This is a genomic window from Pontixanthobacter sp. CEM42, assembly GCF_017812015.1.
Taxonomy (GTDB): Bacteria; Pseudomonadota; Alphaproteobacteria; order Sphingomonadales; family Sphingomonadaceae; genus Pontixanthobacter.
Map to the genome: position 1 here is coordinate 412,002 of NZ_JADQTN010000002.1, position 17,631 is coordinate 429,632.

Here is a 17,631-nt window from a genome sequence, read left to right on the forward strand (position 1 = left end):
CCATGTCATCGGTCAGCGCGCTGGTGTTTTTGTCGAGCGTTGGCCAACCGCCATCGACGCTGTGGTGCAACCCTAACACAGCTGGCCTATTCCAATATTCGCCCAAGAGGCAAAAGGGCCTTTCACCCCCCTTCATTGGAAAGGCTCGCAGGAGGAAGTATTATGAAAAAGTCCCTTATTGCACTGGCCGCTATCGGCACGATGTTCACCGCTGCACCGGCTTTCGCCGGAGGTGTTGCGATCGAGTACAACGATCTCAATCTAAGCACTGCCAAAGGCCAACAAGCCCTTGAACGCCGGATCGACAAAGCCGCCAAGGATGTGTGCCAATATAACCGTCTGCGCACCGGTTCACGTATGACCAACCCCGAAATCCGGAAATGTTATCAAACCGCGAAAAAGCAGGCCACGCAGAAGATGGCAGCGATAGTGGATAGTGAGCGTCTCGGCGGCTGATCAATCCCCAGCACCAGAAGCTCACATAACCACTCTCTGTGTACCCCTTAATTACGCAGAGACCCTAGCCCGAACCGGTCCAGTCCCCCGGTTCGGGCTTTTTTCGGCTTTTTTTGATCAGCCTCAAGCGCCGGCGTTCGCATCAGCTCACTTGGCTATCCTCGCTTTCGCTCCCTATCGGTCACTTCGCTGCGGGCGGGGCCGCTTGGCCCTATGGCTGCCGCGACCAGGAACCGGCGCAATAGGCATAGAATGGACCGGTCAGCGGCCAGCTGACCGCAAGGCCGACCGGCCGCACGCAGCGAAGGGATCAGCGCCGAGGACGCAAGTGCGGATGCGCTTGCGAAAAACAAAAAATCATCTTCCCGCCATCGCCTTTACCTTCGGCAAATATGTCCTGCCAATACGCAGGGCTTCTCCATCCTCGAGTTCGACTGACCATACGCCCAGGCCGTCATGCCGAAGGCCGCGGATGTTTTCGCGGCGCAGAATGGTCGAGCGGTGTATCCGGATAAACTCTTCGGGATTAAGGCGCTTCTCCAAGCCGGCGATGGTCTGTAGCAGCAGATAGGTCCGCTCGGCTTCGCCGGGCATGCCGACATAGAGGCGAACATAGTCGCGTTCCGCATCGATCCGGCTGACTTGCGAGACCTCGATCCGCAATAGCTCGCTGCGATGCGGAACCCACAATTCGGCCAGCCATTCACTTGCTTTGGCATCGCTGGCACCGCGCCGCGTCATCGCGCGCTCTATGGCCCGCTCCAGCCGGTCCGTCGCGACCGGCTTCAAAACATAGTCAACAGCATCGAGATCGAATGCCTCGACTGCAAAATTGTCATGCGCAGTCACAAAAATAATCGCCGGGCGGTGATCGGCATCGGTCAACGCGCGCGCGACTGACAAGCCGTCAACTTCCGGCATAGTCATATCGAGCAGCACCAGATCGGGCTTGAGCGCTTCGATCAGCCGCAACGCCGCCGAGCCATCGCTAGCCGTGCCGACAACCGCCAAATCTTTGAGCTTGGCGCAGATGACCTGCATCCGCTCCACTGCAAGCGGCTCGTCATCGACGATCAGGGTACGCAGCGCGCCGTCTTTTCCGGTTTCAGCCATTCTGGTCAGTCATGCTTTCTGAGGGGGATGCGGATTTCGGTGGCGTAGCCGGTATCAGTCGGACCAGCTACAATCGTCGCCTCCTTACCAAAACGAGCCTTTAATCGGTCGCGCACATTGGCAAGGCCGATGCCAAAGCCGGGTTCGGCGATATCCTTGGAACCAGGACCATCGTCACTAACGGTAATAACTAGCCGCCCGTAATCCTCAGAGGCAATGACCCGAATTTTTACCGGGCGCTTGAGCGGCGCAACCGCATATTTGACCGAGTTTTCGATCAAGGGCTGTAAAATCATTCCGGGAATGCGCGCATCTTTGAGGTTTTCGGGCAAGTCGACTTCAGAAACCAGCCGGTCAGGGAAACGGATCGCTTCAATTTCGAGATAATGCTGCTGCAAGGCGAACTCGTCGGCCAGATCGACATCGGATGTCGTGTCATCCGCGAGGCTGTGCCGGTAAAAGCTCGACAATGTCTGGATCATTTCCTCTGCACGATCGGTCTTGCCGGTCATCACCAGTGCACTCAGCGAATTGAGCGAGTTGAACAGGAAATGCGGGTTCACTTGGTAGCGGAGCGAACGGAGCTCGGCCTCTTTTGCCTGCCTCCGGAACAGGCTCTCGCGGCGCTCGGCCAATTTCACCTGCGCTACCGCAAGAAGAGCAAAATAGAGCGACGCCCATGCGAGAAGCAGGAAGTAGCGACCGATCGCAATGTCGACGATCATCCGCCAACTATCGAGGCCATCGGGGGCGGATTTGTAAATCAGCACCTCGCGCGTTGGCAGATCTTCATCGGTCGGATCAGCCGAAGTGGTTTGCTCGGGCGGAAGTTCGATAAAGATATTACCCGCGGCATCGCGGCGAATCGGTACTCCGCGCTCATTCGCCATCTTCTCCGCGACTTTGCCCTGCACTGGCGCAAAGACCACCTGATTCACTTGAGCGACCAGAATCGCAGCTGGCAGTGCCAAAATGAGCGCTGCGATCACTTTCATCCAAAGTGCGCGCGCATCGAACAGGCGGAGCAGCGACCACAAGACCAGCGTCGTGGCTAGGCCGGCGAGTGTGACGACACCGCGCCGCCACAACAGCTCATACTGCATTTCGAGCCCGACAATCGAACCACGCAGCGTTGTCAGCAGAAAATAACATGACCACAACGCCACCATCGAGATGATGACGGTCTTGAAAGACACCCGGGCGGGCCGGTTTTCCTTAAGTTCACTATCCATATTCACAGTGCAGCCCTAGCGCGCTGTGCGATGAACTGACCAGCACGGTCGTCGAAATGACTCTGTCCTTCGTCGAGGTATATGGTCACTCCAGCGGTCAGGCGAGCAGCCCTTCTTTGGCGATTTTCTCTTTCCACCGGGCGGGTGCGAGTGTGTGGACATTGTTGCCCGCACTGTCGACCGCGACGGTAACGGGCATGTTTTCGACGGTGAATTCGTAGATCGCTTCCATGCCGAGATCTTCAAAGCCAACCACTTTGGCTTCCTTGATGGCGCGCGATACGAGATACGCTGCGCCACCGGTAGCCATCAAATAGGCCACTTTGAAACGGCTGATCACGTCAACTGCATCATTGCCGCGTTCTGCCTTGCCAATCATCGCCAGCAGGCCCTGATCCAGCATCATCGCGGTAAACTTATCCATCCGTGTCGCTGTAGTCGGGCCAGCCGGGCCAACCGCTTCGCCCATTACCGGATCGACCGGACCGACATAATAGATCGCACGGCCTTTGAAATTGACCGGCAATTCCTCACCTTTGGCGATCATGTCCTGGATGCGTTTATGGGCGGCATCGCGTCCGGTTAGCATCTTGCCCGAGAGCAACAATCGGTCGCCATGCTCCCAGCTTTCAACCTCGTCCTGTGTCAGCGTGTCGAGATTGACGCGTTTTGCCTCGCTGTCGGGCTGCCAGTTTACGTCAGGCCAATCATCAAGGTTGGGTTGTTCGAGATAAGTCAGGCCTGATCCATCTAGGGTGAAGTGCGCATGGCGTGTCGCAGCGCAATTGGGGATCATCGCGACAGGCTTGCCAGCGGCATGGCAGGGTGCGTCGTAAATCTTCACATCGAGCACAGTCGACAGACCTCCCAGCCCCTGCGCACCAACGCCCTGTGCATTGACGGCATCAAATATGTCGATCCGCAGCTGCTCGATATCTGTCTTCGCCCCACGTTCTTTGAGTTGACCCATATCAATCGGGTCCATCAGGCTTTGCTTGGCCAGCTTCATGCAGTGCTCGGCGGTCCCGCCAATACCGATGCCGAGCATTCCAGGGGGGCACCAACCCGCACCCATCGACGGAATCTGGTCAAGCACCCACTCGACGATATTGTCGCTCGGGTTCATCATTTTGAATTTAGACTTGTTCTCGCTGCCGCCACCTTTCGCCGCAACGTCGATCTCGACTGTATTGCCCGGCACCATCTCCACCGAGAGCACGCAGGGCGTGTTATCGCGGGTATTGCGACGAGTGAAGGCGGGGTCAGCCAGAATCGACGCACGCAGCTTGTTTTCCGAATGGAGATACGCCTTGCGCACGCCGTCATCGATCACATCCTGCAGGCTGCGGCTGGATTCGAGTTGGCAGTTTTGCCCCCATTTCACGAACACATTGACGATCCCGGTATCCTGACAGATCGGGCGGTGCCCCTCTGCGCACATCCGGCTGTTGGTCAGGATCTGGGCAATCGCGTCTTTTGCGGCTGGCCCCTGCTCGGCTTTATAGGCCTCACCCAAGGCGCGAATATAGTCCATCGGGTGATAATAAGAGATATATTGCAAGGCGTCGGCGACGCTCTCGATCAGGTCTTCTTCACGTATTGCAACAATGTCGCTCATCGATTCCATACTCCTGCCGGTCGATTGCATCTCCCATAGGCGCGCGTACCCGTTAGCGTCAAAGCACTTGGCCCGTGCTGCGCTTATCCCTATTGGCGGTCTGTGCCTTTTGAACCAACAGGTTGAAGGGTGATTGACGGACTGTGTTATTGATGTAATACAGCCCCAAGCAAGGTGCGTTGAGTAGAGAATTATGACACTGACCAAGACCAAACCTGATCCAGCGAGTTTTGCCGCCGCGCGCCGTGCCATGGTGGATAGCCAATTGCGCACCAGCGGTGTGAACGACGAATTCGTGCTTGCGCGGATGCTGGCGGTTCCGCGTGAGGAACACGTGCCCCAAGGGGCCCGCGGTACTGCCTATATCGACCGTGCAATTACGTTGGATAATGGCCGCCGGATCGGTGCGCCGCTGTTCTACGGTATGGTTTTGGCTGAGTCTCAACCGCGTAGCGAAGACACGGTGCTAGTGGTCGATGCAGGCAGCGGGTATCTTCCCGCGCTGCTCAAGCCGCTCGTAAGCACAGTCGATGTGATTTCGCCTGAAGAAGCGGTTGCCAAGACAGGCAAACGCAAAACATACTCGCTGGTTGTCGTTGATGGGGCTGTCGAATCAGTCCCGGCCACGCTCGCAAAGCGGATGGCGGATGGCGGACGGATTGTTACTGGCCTTGCGGCGAAAGGCGTTACCAAGCTCGCGGTTGGCCGCAAATCCACCAGCGACGTTGCTCTGTTGCCATTGGCAGAATTGGGCATTCCGCGCCTTGCTGAATTTGATACGCCCGAGGGCTGGAGCTTCTAGAATTATGTCAGGTCGGTTTGAGTCTTGGGGATATGGTAAATTGGCACTTCTGGCCGGTGCGGCGGTAATTGCCGTTCCCGCGCAGGCAGATACGCTGCGTGAAGCGTTGGTTGAAGCCTACAACACCAATCCGACGTTGCAGGCCGCACGGGCAAACCAGCGCGCCACCGATGAAAATGTGCCAATCCAGAAGTCGAGCGGCTTGCCAAGCCTGAATACGACCGTGACCCATACCGAATTTGTCGACCCCTCGAACAACTCATTCCTTGCGCCGCAGCGCAACCTTGGCGTGAACCTCGCTTTGGGCGTGCCGATCTATTCGGGTGGCTCGGTCAAAAATGGGGTCAAGGCAGCGAAGGAGCGCGTTGCTGCTGGCCAAGCCAATTTGCGCGGAACCGAATCGTCGGTCTTCAGCCAGGTGGTCGCCGCCTATATGGATGTGATCCGCAACGAAGCAATTGTCGGCCTGTCCGCCAATCAGGTCGATGTGCTTTCGGTCAATCTACAGGCCACCGAGGATCGGTTTGAAATTGGCGATCTGACCCGCACCGATATTGCACAATCGCAATCCCGGCTCGCCGTGGCGCAAAGCGATCTGCGCACCGCGCAGGCCAATCTGATTACAGCGCGTGAGACCTACATCCAGCTGGTCGGTTCGGGGCCCGATGATTTGCAGCCTCCGCCGCCACTGCCCGGCTTGCCCGACACAGTCGAAGATGCGGTCTATGCGGCGCTGGAGAACAATCCAGACCTGACCGCAGCCAAAGAGAACGCAGAAGCGGCTGGCTATGATGTTGAGGTTGCCGGGGCTGGTCGCCTCCCGACGGTGTCGCTGTTCGCCAATCGCGATTATTCAAACTTTTACGGGTCGCCAGCGGTACGGATCACCAGCGAGTTTACCGCAAATGCCGGTGTGCGAGTATCGATCCCGATTTTCCAAGGCGGGCGTACCGCCGCATTGCAGCGCCAGGCCGGCGCGCGCGCTTCCGCTGCATTTGAACAAGTGATCGCCGCCGAACGCAATGCCATCGCTCAGGTCCGTGCAGCTTATTCCAGTTGGCAGGCCTCAAACGCTATTATCGAGAGCTCAAAAACCGCTGTAGCTGCGGCTGAGTTGAGCCTCGAAGGTACGCGCGCCGAAAATTCCATCGGCAATCGGACCATTCTCGACGTGCTCAATGCCGAGCAGGAATTACTTTCTGCCCGAGTGCAATTGGTGACCGCGCGCCGTAATGCGTATGTGGCCGGCTTCAGTCTTTTGGCTGCGATGGGCCGCGCCGAAGCGCGTGACCTTGGCCTCGGTGATGAGGGGTTGCTCTACGATCCAACACTCAATTACGACCGGGTGAAAGGCAAGATCTGGGATTGGGATCGCGACCCTGAACCAGCTGCGACCGCCACACGAACCGTTGACATTCCCGCGCCAGACGCTGACATTCCCCCGGCTGAAACGGCAAATGCCGAATCAAGTGACGGCGGCCAATAGGGCCAACGGAATCGGGGGTTAAGTTCATGCGCCAAGAAGGCGAAGCGTCTGTCGAAGAGATTCTTGAATCGATCAAGAAAGTCATCGCGCGCGACAATAGGGCCAGTGCAGTCATCGACCGCCGCAAGCGGGAACAGGAAGGCGTGGCCGAAGAAGCGCTCGAAGTGGCTCCCGAATCATTGAGCGATCAAGAAGATGAGGATATTCTCGACCTCGGCACCGCAGAGCTCATCGAACCCGGTGATACTGATGACGAGAGTTCGCTGATTACCGAAACCACGCGCGACACAATGCGCGATAATTTGGCCGCATTGGCCATGTTGTCCGAACCCGGCGCTCCTCCACAAATCGTCCGCACCGGTGAGACTTCGCTGGAAGGAATGGTGCGTGAAATGCTGCGGCCGATGCTGGCTGAGTGGCTTGATACTAATCTGCCCGGCATGGTCGAGAAGATGGTCAAAGCGGAGATTTCGCGGATCGCCGGCAAGCGCGGCTAAATCCCCCAAAGTTGGCTTTGCGCTTGCGTCAAGCGGATGAGCGGTTAGTTCTTCGCTCCATGAAAAACACATTCAGACTCACCGCCTCGTTCGCTGCACTCGCTAGCTTGGCTTTTGCGAGACCGGCATTTGCCGACGATCACGCCAGCGCATCCGCCGATGCCCCGCCAATGAGCGCACAGGATCTGGTCACCATGCCGGGCCTCGGCTCTCCGACTGTCACTCCTGATGGCAATTATGCACTCTATTACGTGCGTACCACCGATCAGGACACGTTCGACCGGTCTACTACATTCTATCTTCAAGACTTGCGCGATACCGGTGCCGATCCAGTCGAAGTGGATCTGGGTGGTTCTGCCTCCAGCCCGGTCTTCACTTCCGATAGCTGGCTCTATTTCCTCTCGGATCGCCCAAGCTATGATGCCGACGAAGATGCGGCAAGCTCCACCCAAGTGTGGCGTGCTGCTTTGGAGGGCGATGGCAATGTGACCGGTCCGATGCAAGTCACTGATCTGCCGACCGATGTACATGGTTTTCACGTCTCACCAGACGCGAAACGGATTGCCGTATTCGGCGATGTCAGACGCGATTGCCCGACTTTCGGTTGTGAAAATGATGGAACTGCACACCTTCCGGGTCCTGGCACAGGCCGCCTCTATGACGGTGCGGACGGCTTCTATCGCCACTGGGACACGTGGGAGACACCCGGTACATTCAGCCGCGTATTCGCATTCCATCTAGAAGGCGGCAAAGCCGTGGGTAATGGCGTTGCCGCCGATGGTCCTAACGGCAAAGGCGCGCTGGCCGGCGATACGCCTACCAAACCCTTTGGCGGCGGTGAAGAAATCGCTTGGGCGGCGGACAGTTCGGGCATTTATTTCTCGGCGCGCCAGGCAGACGGACAAGAGCCTATGTCGACCAATGTCGATATTTACTGGTCAGCACTCGATGGCTCAGCCCCGACCAACTTGACCGAAGCCAACGCAGCCTATGACAATCAACCTGTTCCATCACCCGATGGTAAATGGCTCGCTTACACTGCGATGGAACGACCCAATTACGAGGCGGATCGGCTTGTCATCCATCTGCGTAATATCGCTACCGGCGAAACACGCGCGCTGACTGAAGGCTTTGACCGTTCCTTCGGTTCGATCGCATGGACGCCCGATTCAAAGTGGATCATTGGTGGTGCGCAGGACGTGCTCGACACACCAGCATTCAAGATTGATCCTAAGAGTGGCAAGGTCGAACGGCTCGATCTGATAAAGGGTAATGAAGCGCGCATCAGCGGCGTTACACCAATCGCAGGTGGCCGCCTGCTGTTCACCCGCAACTCGATCGCGGGACCGTCCGAAATGTTTCTGTCGGAGGGTTGGAAGCAAGCCGAACAACTGACTGATGTCGGCACCTCACTGATGGCTGCCCGCGCGCCGGTCACCACCAAACGATTCAGCTTCACGGGGGCAAATGGTGACACGGTTTGGGGCCAGATCACTAAGCTGCAGGATCACGAAGGGACCATGCCCGCGATCCTGTATGTCCATGGCGGGCCGCAAGGATCATTCAACGATGGTTGGTCCAGCCGCTGGAACGCAAAGGCCGTTGCAAGCCAAGGCTATGCAGTAATCTCGGTCGATTTCCACGGAAGCACCGGATACGGGCAGGAGTTTACCGATGCGATCAACAAGGATTGGGGCGGGAAGCCGCTAGAGGACCTCCAAAAAGGTCTGGCTGCTGCGCTGGAAATGGACGCGCAGATCGATGGTACAAAAGCCTGTGCAATGGGTGCTTCCTACGGCGGTTACATGCTGAACTGGATTGCGGGTAAATGGCCGGACCGGTTCGACTGCCTTGTCCAGCATGACGGTTTGTTCGACATGCGCAGCTTCTATTATTCAACCGAGGAATTGTGGTTCCCGCGTTGGGATTTTGGCGGCTCCTATGCCGAAGCCACGGAAGAATACGAGAAATGGAACCCGGTCAATTACGTCGACAATTGGAAGACCCCAATGCTCGTAATCACTGGCGAGAGGGATTACCGGGTGCCCTATTCGCAAGGCCTGCAAAGCTTCACGGCCCTGCAGGAACGCGGAATCCCGTCACAATTGCTGGTCTTCCCGGACGAGAATCACTGGGTACTAGGCCGCAAGAATTCGCTCCAATGGCACAACACAGTGTTCGATTGGCTCGACCGCTGGTTGGATGATGATTCTGTCGAGCCAACACCCGACGCTGAACCCATAGCTGCCGAGTAATTCACCGATGAGCCGCAATGCCGACCTACTCAAGGCACAGCTGGCGCTTGGCAAGATCGGCGGTGAAACGCTGGATCGGCAGATTTTCCTGTGCGCAGTCTCGGAAAAGCAGAAATGCTGTGGTGCCGACGATGGCAAGCGGTCGTGGAACTATCTAAAGAAGCGCCTGAAGCAGCTCGGTCTCGTCGGACCGAAACAGGCCGACGGATCGGGCGGGGTGCAGCGCGCGAAAGCCGATTGCCTACAGATTTGCGCCTCTGGTCCCATCGCCGTCGTATGGCCTGACCGGGTTTGGTATCACTCCTGCACCGAAGAAGTGCTCGAGCGGATTATACAACAGCACTTGATTGGCGGCGAACCCGTTGAGGAATTTCGCTTACGCGATGCTGCGCATAGTGGCGATCTGCCCTAGTCTTCCCAAGTATCGTCGTCATCCTTGGCCAGATCGGTTACCGATTCATCATGGCCTGTGCCGCTCGACAGGAACACCAGCCCCATTAGCGCTGACGTGAGCAACATCATAAAGCCAACGCCAAGGGCGGTAGCGATATAGAAATGCACCGACGCCGGGCTTTCACCGTCATACAGCAAGGCCACCGCCAGAATCACCACACCAATGGTGACAAACAGCATAAAGCGCATCAGGCGTTTATATCGCGCCCATGCAAACGCAGCGGTTTCGGGATCTTCAAGAGGGGACTTGGGAATCATGAGCGCCTCATGCTCCTGTGATTGCGCGCTGGCAATGCCCGTTAACGCAGGGATTCGCATTTTTGGGAGCTTCGTGGCACACTCGTTAAGCAAGGAGAGTTGCTCATATGGATATTTCCCAGCTTATTGCCGATCGGGCAGCAGCGGATGTGTATACTTGCGACGTAAATGATCGCGTACGCCAAGTGGTTGCTATGTTGGCGGAAAAACGGATCGGTGCATTGCCCGTCATGCAGGGCGGTCAGCTGGCCGGAATATTCTCGGAACGCGATTTGATTTACCGGATGGCTGACGAAGGCGCTGCCTGTCTGGAGAAGTCAGTTGGCGAAGTGATGACAGCACCTGCAATCACCGTCGAATCCAGTTCTACAGTGATCGAAGCGCTTGGTCTGATGACGCGTCGGCGTATCCGTCACCTGCCAGTTACTGAAAACGGGGCGATGTGCGGGTTCATTTCCATTGGCGATCTGGTGAAATCACGAATGGACGAAATCGCAGGCGAGGCCGAGGCAATGCGGAACTATATTCAGACCGCCTGAGCTGCAGTGCTTGAGCCGAGAGGCGACACTACCTACATGGAAATTATGGCTGACACGCTAACTCTTACCGAATCTGCCGCCAAGCGCATTGCTTGGATCGCCGAGAAGCAGGCGAAACCGGCCATTTTGCGGCTGTCTGTTGAAGGTGGCGGCTGTTCGGGTTTTCAATACAAGTTTGATCTTGCCGACAGCGCAGATGGCGATGACTCCGTCAGCGAAACCGACGGTGTGAAGCTGGTGGTCGATCCGATCAGCCTCGATCTAGTGGGTGGAAGCGTTGTCGATTTCGTCGAATCGCTTGGCGGGGCAGCTTTCAAAGTCGAAAACCCTCAGGCTGCAGCAGGTTGCGGCTGCGGTTCGAGCTTCGGCATCTAGTGAGAATAGCGACTTACAACATCAACGGGATCAAGGCGCGGCTTCCGCGGCTGCTCGAGTGGTTGGATGAAACGCGCCCTAAAGTCGCGTGTTTGCAAGAGATTAAATCGCAAGACGAAGGCTTTCCGGCCGAAGAGTTCGAAAAGATCGGCTACAAAGCGATTTGGCATGGTCAGAAGAGCTTCAACGGCGTGGCCATCCTAGCCGATGGCACCGAGCCGATCGAAACAAAGCGCGGTCTTGGCATTGATGGCCCCAAAGAGGGCGAGGGCGAACAAGCCCGTTATCTCGAAGCAGATATCGAGGGTGTCCGCGTAGCTTGCATCTATCTACCCAACGGAAATCCCCATCCGGGACCTAAGTTCGACTACAAGATTGCGTGGATGAAGCGGTTGCGCGCGCGGATGGAGGAATTGTGGGACCAAGAGATCCCAACCGCTATTGTTGGCGATTACAATGTTATTCCTGAAGACGATGATGTTTGGGCGGTCAAAGGCATGGCATCGGATGCGCTGATGCAACCAGAATCGCGCGACGCGTATAATCGCTTGCTCGCGGATGGCTGGACCGACGCGGTGCGCACACTCAATCCGCGCGGTGGGGTGTGGACCTACTGGGACTATCAACGCGGTGCTTGGCAGCGCGATCACGGATTCCGCATCGACCACCTGCTACTCACGCCCGAATTGGCTGACCGGATGACAGCCGTCGGTGTCGATAGGGAATATCGGGGACGCGAAAAGGCGAGCGATCATACGCCTGTCTGGGTCGAGATCGCCGCTCCATAGAAAAAGCCCCCTCCGCACCGGGCGAAGAGGGCTCTCCTAATTCGATCTGCCGGTCGCTTTAGCGATAGAAAATATGCGTACTGATCGCTGCGCGCTTGGCTTTGCGATAGCTCCAGCTCGGACGCACATAGGTTGCGTGGAAATACAGCGAATCCTGTGCCTCGCTATCCCAATGGCCTTCATGGGCGATCCGGGCGATTGCTTTGGCGCGTTTCCACGCGGTCGAGCTACGTGCGATGCGCGGCATCTTGCCGCCCTTCACGAAGCTGAACTGCGAACGCTGATACACAACACCGCAATAGCTTGATGGAAAACGCGACGATTCCGCACGGTTAATTACAACTTGCGCAACCGCAAGCTGGCCAGTCAGTGGCTCACCACGCGATTCGAAATAGACAGTGCCTGCAAGGCATTCCATTTCGCGCGAAAGGTCAGCGCTGATATCGGTAATCTGTACCAGCTCACGCAGCGAAGATGCTTGCGGTGCTTCAGTGACTTCTTCCGCTTCGGGTAGCGGTTGGATCACTGGTTCAGAAACGAATACAGGTACTGTCTCGTCGGTGAGAGCTGGCGCCTGTGTAGAATCTGTAATCTCTGCTTCGACGCCCTGTTGAGCGTTCGCGCCCGAGAGTTCGGCGCTTGCAAAAGTGAATCCAAGTGCGGTTACAAAAGTCACGGCACCTGCAAAGTGGGTCTTACGAGCCATTAATCTACTACATTGAGCGGTGGACGAGCACTGGCGCAGGCTGGGACCTTGAGGGGATATTCAAATTGTTAGGGTCCAGAAAAGGCCTGCCGGCCGTCCCCCGTCTGCGTGCTAACCGAATGACCGAATGTCATTCCGCCGCCTGCGCATCGGAAGTTCGATGGTGCAAATAGTTTCAATTGAAATTAAGTCAACCAGCTTTATGTTGCAGTGCGGCAAAGCGTTCTGGATCTGCGACGTCCAGCTCCAACACCCATAAATCTGGGTCCTGCGTACCTCGCTTTACTAAATATTCGTTAAATTCTAGAGGGTTATCGGGATTCTGTTCACGCGACAAAACATAGGGTCGCGAACCGTCCATCTGCGGCATCCGCTCGTAAAGGCGTGCGAGGCCCTCACGGTCGAGCGTTACAATCATAATTGCACCTGCATCACGCTCGCCTTTGGAAAGCACGGTGGCAAAGCCACCTTCCGCCTGAACAGCACGGATCATTCCCGAGATTTCAAGGTGGGCGGGTAGGCGAGCGTCCATCATGTGCGCCTATTCAGCGCTATATCCGTCAAGACCGGACAGCGCGATATGGGAACGCATAAACGTGCCGGTTCCACGGCCGATCTCGTCACCTTCTTCATCGATCAGCCGCGATTCTGCCACAAATACACGGCGCTTGCCGCTAACCCAGTGGCCTTCGGCAATAACGCGCCCTTCGCGTACGGGCTTGGTAAAGTGCAAATTGAATGAGGTGGTGAGCAAGAACCGGTCAGTCACCAGTGTATTCGCGGCGTAGAACGCCGCATCGTCGAGCATTTTGAAGTAAATCGTCCCATGCGCAGCACCCGCCGCATGATAGGATGCTTCGGTCACATCAAATACGAGCCGCGAGCGCCCGCGCTCGGTGATCTCCAGCGTAGAATCGAACAGTTGGTTGACCGGCGCCGATTGATAGAGCCGCTCGAGCGCCCGAAAATGCAGCTCCGAACCCGGTGTCGCACTGCCATCGCTCATCGAATCAGGCGACGTCACGATCCGACACATTGGTCAGCATGGAATAGAGTGCTTCAGGCGTTTGCGCTTCGCTCATCGCCTGCCGGATAGCATCATCGCGCACTGTCCGCGAGATTGCCGCGAGCGCGTGCAAATGGCCAACGCCGGCATTGGTCGGTGAAAGCAACCCGAACACCAGATCGACAGGCATTCCGTCTGCAGCGCCGAAATCTACCGGAGCGTCCAGCCGGAACAGCACCGCAACCGGCATAGAAATGTCATCGATACGGGCGTGCGGGATCGCGACACCGCGGCCAAAACCTGTACTGCCTAACGCTTCGCGCTCTTCCAGAGACTCAAGCACAATGCTGCTGTCTACGCCGTAAACCTCGGCGAATCGCTGCGACAAGGCCGCTAAAATTGCCTCTTTGCTATCAGCACCGATGGTGCCGACCGCTTCGGGCAATATCTTTACATTTACATTCATGTGTTACGCACTTTGAAAATTTGAGTCGGTGTAAAATCGACAAGTCGCAGAGAAACAAAGCGTTTTCGCCGGAAATCCAGCGTCGCAATCACAGCGTATGTCGAGGGGCTTGATACGGCGTGAGGGGCGCCGGTCGTGCCTTGTTCTTGGGCCCTAGCTTGGTTCCACCCATCCTATCGAGCCATCTTGACGGCGATAAACCATATTATGCCGCCCAGTTCCAGCATTTTTGAAGAACATCGCATTGGTATGGCGCAGATCGAGCATCATTACCGCATCGGCTACGCTGGCCTCGGGAATGTCCACTTTGGTCTCTGCGACAATCATCGGCGCATCATCGCCAGCCTCTTCGGCTTCGGGTTCTTCGGATTCAGCTACCGCGAAGATCGTGTAGGCAGCCTCTTCCTCACGAGCTGCGTGATCGGCTTGTTCATGGCGATCGTTGAGGCGCCTTTTGTATCGCCTGCACTGGGTCTCGATTTTAGTTGCGGCCTTATCAAGCGCTTGGTGCGCGTCATGTGCTTCACCATGACTCTTCAGGACAATGCCTTGCATGACATGCGTCACAATATCACAGCTAAATGCGCCTGCCGGCGCCTTTCCAAAGGTGACATGGGAGGAGATCGCTCGGCTAAAGTACTTGTCGACAATGGCATTCAGACGATCGGCAGCGTGATCCTGAAGTGCTGCACCGGTTTCCACTTGATGGCCTGAAACACGAATATCCATAGTCGACCTTCTCCTTTTTATCGGGACGTGAAGTGTCCCGGATTATTTACCCCATGATTACTTGCTCCATAGGGGTGCCTCGATTGTCTTTATAAACGCTTGATGCCGCGCCAATTCCTCTGCCGAGGGTGCATGGGCACGCGGCGCGCGAAATTCGCGGGGTGTTTGCGGCGCAGCGGCGGCCTCGGGGACGGTCTCAGCCTTGGCTTCAGCCGCAAGTTCGAGGCCGATCTGCCGGCCGCCGAGTAATTCTACATAAACTTGCGCAAGCAGCTCGGCATCAAGCAGCGCACCATGTTTCACCCGGTGGCTGCGATCGACGCCGTAACGCGAACAAAGCGCATCGAGCGAATTTTTCGCGCCGGGATGTTTCTTGCGCGCAATAGCCACCGTGTCGACCATCCGGTCGAGATTGACCGGCGCACGGTCAATCATCTCCAGCTCATTGTTGAGAAAGCCGAAATCGAACCCGGCATTATGCGCAACCAGCGGAGCGTCGCCGATGAAATCGAGCAATTCCTGTGCGGTATCGCGAAACAGTGGTTTGTCGGAAAGAAACGCGGCAGAAAGACCGTGCACCGCTTCAGCGCCTGCAGGCATATCACGCTCTGGATTGTAATAGGCGTGATAGGTCGCGCCCGTTGCGACTCGATTGACCATTTCAACGCAGCCCATTTCAACCATCCGGTCCCCGCTTTTGGGGTCTAGGCCGGTTGTCTCGGTGTCAAAGACGATCTCACGCATTACACATGATATCGGCCTGCAAATCGCGTTAGGCAAGGGGTCTTTGAGGCGCTTGGCCGAGTTTTTTATGCTGCCCGTCCTGTTAACCGTTCGATTAGACGCGCAACTTGCGCTTCGGTTTCGGCGAGCGTGCAACCCGTGTCGATAATATGGTCCGCGCGATCGCGCTTTTTTGCATCGGGTGTTTGAAGAGACAGGATATGTTCGAATTTTTCGGCGGTCATATCGGGTCGCGCCAACACCCGTTCGCGCTGAATTTCTGCAGGAGCAGAGACGACAACGACGGTATCAACGGCCTCATGGCCACCTTTCTCGAACAACAGCGGAATATCGAATAGAATCATCGCGGCTTTGGCATTCTCCAGCAGAAATGCCTGGCGCCTCTCACCGACTGCCGGATGAATAATCGCCTCGAGCCGCGCCAAAGCCTCGGGATTGGCGAAGACATGCTGGCCAAGCGCATCGCGATTTACCCCATCCGGACTAGTGCTTCCCGGAAACTCCACCTCGATAGCAGGAAGGAGTTCCCCATCGGGGCCTTGCATAGAGCGCACAGTTGCATCGGCATCAAAGACCGGCACACCTGCTGCTTCAAACATCGCTGCAACGGTCGATTTGCCCATGCCGATCGATCCCGTCAGGCCGATTATTAGTGGCCTGCTCATGCCATCAGCCTTTCGCGCAGCTCTTCATCATGTTCGCGCGGCGGGGCAGCGCCAAAAAACAACTCGAACGCAGCGGAAGCTTGCCCGATCAGCATCGAATACCCGTCAATAGTGCGAAACCCGGCATCTTTGGCGTTCCGGAGAAAATCGGTCTCAAGCGGGTCCATCACAATATCATAGGCAATGCTGCCGGGCGGCGCGTGGCTGAAATCAAATGCCAAAGGCGGTTGGCCGCGCATGCCCAAGGGGCTGGCATTTACGATTATGTCACAGCAGCCCTCGCGGTCATCAAATTCAAAATCGGTCGGTTGGGCAAAATGATCGAGCGGTGCAATATGATGATCGCCTTGAGGCGCGAGTTCATCGATCATGGATTGTGCTTTTTCCTGATTGCGGCCCGCCAGAACGATAACCATTCCATTGTCCGAAAGCCCGGTGATAATGGCCCGTGCTGCACCGCCTGTTCCCAATATGCGCGCCATCCGGAACAAGTGTTTTTTGGCAAGTGTGTCCGTCAGTGGTTCCAGGAAGCCGGCGACGTCGGTGTTGAAACCGCGCAGCGATCCGTCTTCTTGCCTGACGACTGTATTCACCGCGCCGATCCGCTGCGCGAGCGGATCTAGACTATCAAGCAAAGGGATGATCGCCTGCTTATGCGGCATTGTCACATTGCAGCCTCGCCAATTTGCGTCGACCCGCGATCGCGAAAGATAATCCGCGAGTCCCTGCGGTTGAACGTGGGCTTTCCCGTACTCAGCAGTGAGGCCAAGTTTTTCGAGCCAGAACCCGTGAATTACGGGCGATTTCGATTGTTTGATTGGGTCACCAATGACCTGCGCGAAAGGAAACTCGGAGCTCATGATGGTAACTCGCCGATCTCACGCAGCGCGCCAAGAACGGGGAGCAGTGGCATTCCAAGAACAGTGAATTGATCGCCCTCAATCCGCTCAAACAGCTGCACACCCATCGCTTCGATGCGAAATACCCCGACACATCCTGCAACCGCGGGCCATTCGGCGGAAAGGTAGGATTCGATAAACTCTCCAGAGAGAGTGCGAACGTGCAGTTTGGCCAAATCACTACCCTGCCAGAGCACTTCATCATTACGCACAAGCGCCGCACCGCTATGCAAGTGCATTTCCTTGCCCGAAAAGAACCGCAAATGCTCCGCGGCGGCATCACGATTGACGGGTTTATCGAACCTCTGACCACTCACAACGACCAGAGAGTCGCTGCCGAGAATAGTTTGATCGGGCTTAAGTGGGGAAACGGCCTGCGCCTTCGCGACTGCCAGCCCTTCGGCGATTGTTGGGGGCTCGGCACCGACCATACCCGCCTCGGTCGCGCGCTCGTCAAGCGAAGCGGGCGCGCTTTCATAAGCCACACCGGCCGCATCGAGCATCGCGCGACGCGAGGCGCTTTTGGATGCAAGGACAATCATAT

General features: G+C 56.7%; 22 protein-coding genes. 9 read left to right on the forward strand and 13 right to left on the reverse strand.

The window, feature by feature from the left end; genetic code table 11:
• Positions 1–162 precede the first annotated feature (162 nt).
• Positions 163–456, forward strand: a complete 294-nt coding sequence (locus tag J9777_RS11970; protein WP_209349049.1) for a UrcA family protein — start codon at positions 163–165, stop codon at positions 454–456.
• 357 nt (positions 457–813) lie between these two features.
• Here J9777_RS11970 and J9777_RS11975 read toward each other — a convergent pair whose 3' ends face one another.
• The 3 genes from J9777_RS11975 to J9777_RS11985 all read right to left on the reverse strand — a co-directional run bounded on the left by J9777_RS11975 (position 814) and on the right by J9777_RS11985 (position 4,419).
• Positions 814–1,569, reverse strand: coding sequence for a LytTR family DNA-binding domain-containing protein (locus tag J9777_RS11975; RefSeq protein ID WP_209349050.1), 756 nt, complete (start codon positions 1,567–1,569; stop codon positions 814–816).
• 5 nt (positions 1,570–1,574) lie between these two features.
• Positions 1,575–2,801, reverse strand: a complete 1,227-nt coding sequence (locus J9777_RS11980) for a histidine kinase (protein ID WP_209349051.1) — start codon at positions 2,799–2,801, stop codon at positions 1,575–1,577.
• Positions 2,802–2,898: 97 nt separating this feature from the next.
• Positions 2,899–4,419 carry a fumarate hydratase gene (locus J9777_RS11985; protein WP_209349052.1) on the reverse strand — a complete coding sequence of 507 codons (1,521 nt, stop codon included), beginning with the start codon at positions 4,417–4,419 and terminating at the stop codon, positions 2,899–2,901.
• A gap of 193 nt (positions 4,420–4,612) precedes the next feature.
• Between J9777_RS11985 and J9777_RS11990 the strand changes: the two genes are divergently transcribed.
• Genes J9777_RS11990 through J9777_RS12010 form a run of 5 tightly spaced genes read left to right on the forward strand, consistent with a single transcriptional unit; the run spans position 4,613 to position 9,871 of the window.
• Positions 4,613–5,221 (forward strand): protein-L-isoaspartate O-methyltransferase, encoded by a 609-nt coding sequence (locus J9777_RS11990; RefSeq protein WP_209349053.1) that lies wholly within the window; start codon positions 4,613–4,615, stop codon positions 5,219–5,221.
• Between the two features lie 4 nt (positions 5,222–5,225).
• A complete protein-coding gene (locus tag J9777_RS11995; protein ID WP_209349054.1) occupies positions 5,226–6,707 on the forward strand; it encodes a TolC family outer membrane protein in 1,482 nt (493 codons plus the stop codon).
• Positions 6,708–6,733: 26 nt separating this feature from the next.
• The gene (locus J9777_RS12000; protein WP_209349055.1) at positions 6,734–7,204 is read left to right on the forward strand and encodes a DUF2497 domain-containing protein; all 471 of its coding nucleotides are present in this window, start codon (positions 6,734–6,736) and stop codon (positions 7,202–7,204) included.
• Between the two features lie 59 nt (positions 7,205–7,263).
• Complete coding sequence (locus J9777_RS12005; protein WP_209349056.1) at positions 7,264–9,459, forward strand: S9 family peptidase; 2,196 nt, start codon at positions 7,264–7,266, stop codon at positions 9,457–9,459.
• Between the two features lie 7 nt (positions 9,460–9,466).
• Positions 9,467–9,871 carry a (2Fe-2S) ferredoxin domain-containing protein gene (locus J9777_RS12010; RefSeq protein WP_209349057.1) on the forward strand — a complete coding sequence of 135 codons (405 nt, stop codon included), beginning with the start codon at positions 9,467–9,469 and terminating at the stop codon, positions 9,869–9,871.
• On the opposite strand, the gene J9777_RS12015 is transcribed toward J9777_RS12010, so the two are convergent.
• On the reverse strand, positions 9,868–10,170 hold the full coding sequence (locus tag J9777_RS12015) for a hypothetical protein (protein ID WP_209349058.1): 303 nt from the start codon (positions 10,168–10,170) through the stop codon (positions 9,868–9,870). The two genes, J9777_RS12010 and J9777_RS12015, sit on opposite strands and share 4 nt — an antisense overlap.
• A gap of 107 nt (positions 10,171–10,277) precedes the next feature.
• Between J9777_RS12015 and J9777_RS12020 the strand changes: the two genes are divergently transcribed.
• From J9777_RS12020 to xth, 3 genes are read left to right on the forward strand one after another with little or no spacing between them, the layout of a single operon-like run.
• Positions 10,278–10,709, forward strand: coding sequence for a CBS domain-containing protein (locus J9777_RS12020; protein ID WP_209349059.1), 432 nt, complete (start codon positions 10,278–10,280; stop codon positions 10,707–10,709).
• Between the two features lie 45 nt (positions 10,710–10,754).
• Positions 10,755–11,084 carry an iron-sulfur cluster assembly accessory protein gene (locus J9777_RS12025; protein WP_209349060.1) on the forward strand — a complete coding sequence of 110 codons (330 nt, stop codon included), beginning with the start codon at positions 10,755–10,757 and terminating at the stop codon, positions 11,082–11,084.
• Complete coding sequence (gene xth, locus J9777_RS12030; protein ID WP_209349061.1) at positions 11,084–11,872, forward strand: exodeoxyribonuclease III; 789 nt, start codon at positions 11,084–11,086, stop codon at positions 11,870–11,872. Before J9777_RS12025 ends, xth begins: the two co-directional genes overlap by 1 nt.
• Before the next feature lie 58 nt (positions 11,873–11,930).
• Here the strand turns inward: xth and J9777_RS12035 are convergent, their stop codons facing one another.
• From J9777_RS12035 to J9777_RS12075, 9 genes are all read right to left on the reverse strand, one after another.
• Positions 11,931–12,578 (reverse strand): cell wall hydrolase, encoded by a 648-nt coding sequence (locus J9777_RS12035; RefSeq protein ID WP_209349062.1) that lies wholly within the window; start codon positions 12,576–12,578, stop codon positions 11,931–11,933.
• A gap of 190 nt (positions 12,579–12,768) precedes the next feature.
• Positions 12,769–13,110, reverse strand: a complete 342-nt coding sequence (locus J9777_RS12040; RefSeq protein WP_209349559.1) for a DUF1491 family protein — start codon at positions 13,108–13,110, stop codon at positions 12,769–12,771.
• A 9-nt stretch (positions 13,111–13,119) separates the two neighbouring features.
• Positions 13,120–13,584, reverse strand: a complete 465-nt coding sequence (locus J9777_RS12045; RefSeq protein WP_245228797.1) for a PaaI family thioesterase — start codon at positions 13,582–13,584, stop codon at positions 13,120–13,122.
• Positions 13,585–13,588: 4 nt separating this feature from the next.
• Positions 13,589–14,050, reverse strand: coding sequence for a PTS sugar transporter subunit IIA (locus J9777_RS12050; RefSeq protein ID WP_209349064.1), 462 nt, complete (start codon positions 14,048–14,050; stop codon positions 13,589–13,591).
• Between the two features lie 153 nt (positions 14,051–14,203).
• Positions 14,204–14,779: a ribosome-associated translation inhibitor RaiA gene (gene raiA, locus J9777_RS12055; protein WP_209349065.1), complete on the reverse strand. Its 576-nt coding sequence runs from the start codon at positions 14,777–14,779 to the stop codon at positions 14,204–14,206.
• Positions 14,780–14,836: 57 nt separating this feature from the next.
• Positions 14,837–15,523 carry a DNA polymerase III subunit epsilon gene (dnaQ, locus tag J9777_RS12060; RefSeq protein WP_209349066.1) on the reverse strand — a complete coding sequence of 229 codons (687 nt, stop codon included), beginning with the start codon at positions 15,521–15,523 and terminating at the stop codon, positions 14,837–14,839.
• Positions 15,524–15,588: 65 nt separating this feature from the next.
• Positions 15,589–16,188, reverse strand: a complete 600-nt coding sequence (coaE, locus tag J9777_RS12065; protein WP_209349067.1) for a dephospho-CoA kinase — start codon at positions 16,186–16,188, stop codon at positions 15,589–15,591.
• Positions 16,185–17,048: a shikimate dehydrogenase gene (gene aroE, locus J9777_RS12070; protein WP_209349068.1), complete on the reverse strand. Its 864-nt coding sequence runs from the start codon at positions 17,046–17,048 to the stop codon at positions 16,185–16,187. The genes coaE and aroE overlap by 4 nt, the downstream gene beginning before the upstream one ends.
• The gene (locus J9777_RS12075) at positions 17,045–17,629 is read right to left on the reverse strand and encodes a Maf family protein (protein WP_209349069.1); all 585 of its coding nucleotides are present in this window, start codon (positions 17,627–17,629) and stop codon (positions 17,045–17,047) included. The genes aroE and J9777_RS12075 overlap by 4 nt, the downstream gene beginning before the upstream one ends.
• Positions 17,630–17,631 lie beyond the last annotated feature (2 nt).

Bases quoted from the DNA above. Each gene is read 5' to 3' on its own strand.
- J9777_RS11970 (WP_209349049.1), top strand. From the start codon at position 163: ATGAAAAAGTCCCTTATTGCACTGGCCGCTATCGGCACGATGTTCACC.
- J9777_RS11975 (WP_209349050.1), bottom strand. From the start codon at position 1,569: ATGGCTGAAACCGGAAAAGACGGCGCGCTGCGTACCCTGATCGTCGAT.
- J9777_RS11980 (WP_209349051.1), bottom strand. From the start codon at position 2,801: ATGGATAGTGAACTTAAGGAAAACCGGCCCGCCCGGGTGTCTTTCAAG.
- J9777_RS11985 (WP_209349052.1), bottom strand. From the start codon at position 4,419: ATGAGCGACATTGTTGCAATACGTGAAGAAGACCTGATCGAGAGCGTC.
- J9777_RS11990 (WP_209349053.1), top strand. From the start codon at position 4,613: ATGACACTGACCAAGACCAAACCTGATCCAGCGAGTTTTGCCGCCGCG.
- J9777_RS11995 (WP_209349054.1), top strand. From the start codon at position 5,226: ATGTCAGGTCGGTTTGAGTCTTGGGGATATGGTAAATTGGCACTTCTG.
- J9777_RS12000 (WP_209349055.1), top strand. From the start codon at position 6,734: ATGCGCCAAGAAGGCGAAGCGTCTGTCGAAGAGATTCTTGAATCGATC.
- J9777_RS12005 (WP_209349056.1), top strand. From the start codon at position 7,264: ATGAAAAACACATTCAGACTCACCGCCTCGTTCGCTGCACTCGCTAGC.
- J9777_RS12010 (WP_209349057.1), top strand. From the start codon at position 9,467: ATGAGCCGCAATGCCGACCTACTCAAGGCACAGCTGGCGCTTGGCAAG.
- J9777_RS12015 (WP_209349058.1), bottom strand. From the start codon at position 10,170: ATGATTCCCAAGTCCCCTCTTGAAGATCCCGAAACCGCTGCGTTTGCA.
- J9777_RS12020 (WP_209349059.1), top strand. From the start codon at position 10,278: ATGGATATTTCCCAGCTTATTGCCGATCGGGCAGCAGCGGATGTGTAT.
- J9777_RS12025 (WP_209349060.1), top strand. From the start codon at position 10,755: ATGGCTGACACGCTAACTCTTACCGAATCTGCCGCCAAGCGCATTGCT.
- J9777_RS12035 (WP_209349062.1), bottom strand. From the start codon at position 12,578: ATGGCTCGTAAGACCCACTTTGCAGGTGCCGTGACTTTTGTAACCGCA.
- J9777_RS12040 (WP_209349559.1), bottom strand. From the start codon at position 13,110: ATGGACGCTCGCCTACCCGCCCACCTTGAAATCTCGGGAATGATCCGT.
- J9777_RS12045 (WP_245228797.1), bottom strand. From the start codon at position 13,584: ATGAGCGATGGCAGTGCGACACCGGGTTCGGAGCTGCATTTTCGGGCG.
- J9777_RS12050 (WP_209349064.1), bottom strand. From the start codon at position 14,050: ATGAATGTAAATGTAAAGATATTGCCCGAAGCGGTCGGCACCATCGGT.
- raiA (WP_209349065.1), bottom strand. From the start codon at position 14,779: ATGGATATTCGTGTTTCAGGCCATCAAGTGGAAACCGGTGCAGCACTT.
- dnaQ (WP_209349066.1), bottom strand. From the start codon at position 15,523: ATGCGTGAGATCGTCTTTGACACCGAGACAACCGGCCTAGACCCCAAA.
- coaE (WP_209349067.1), bottom strand. From the start codon at position 16,188: ATGAGCAGGCCACTAATAATCGGCCTGACGGGATCGATCGGCATGGGC.
- aroE (WP_209349068.1), bottom strand. From the start codon at position 17,048: ATGAGCTCCGAGTTTCCTTTCGCGCAGGTCATTGGTGACCCAATCAAA.
- J9777_RS12075 (WP_209349069.1), bottom strand. From the start codon at position 17,629: ATGATTGTCCTTGCATCCAAAAGCGCCTCGCGTCGCGCGATGCTCGAT.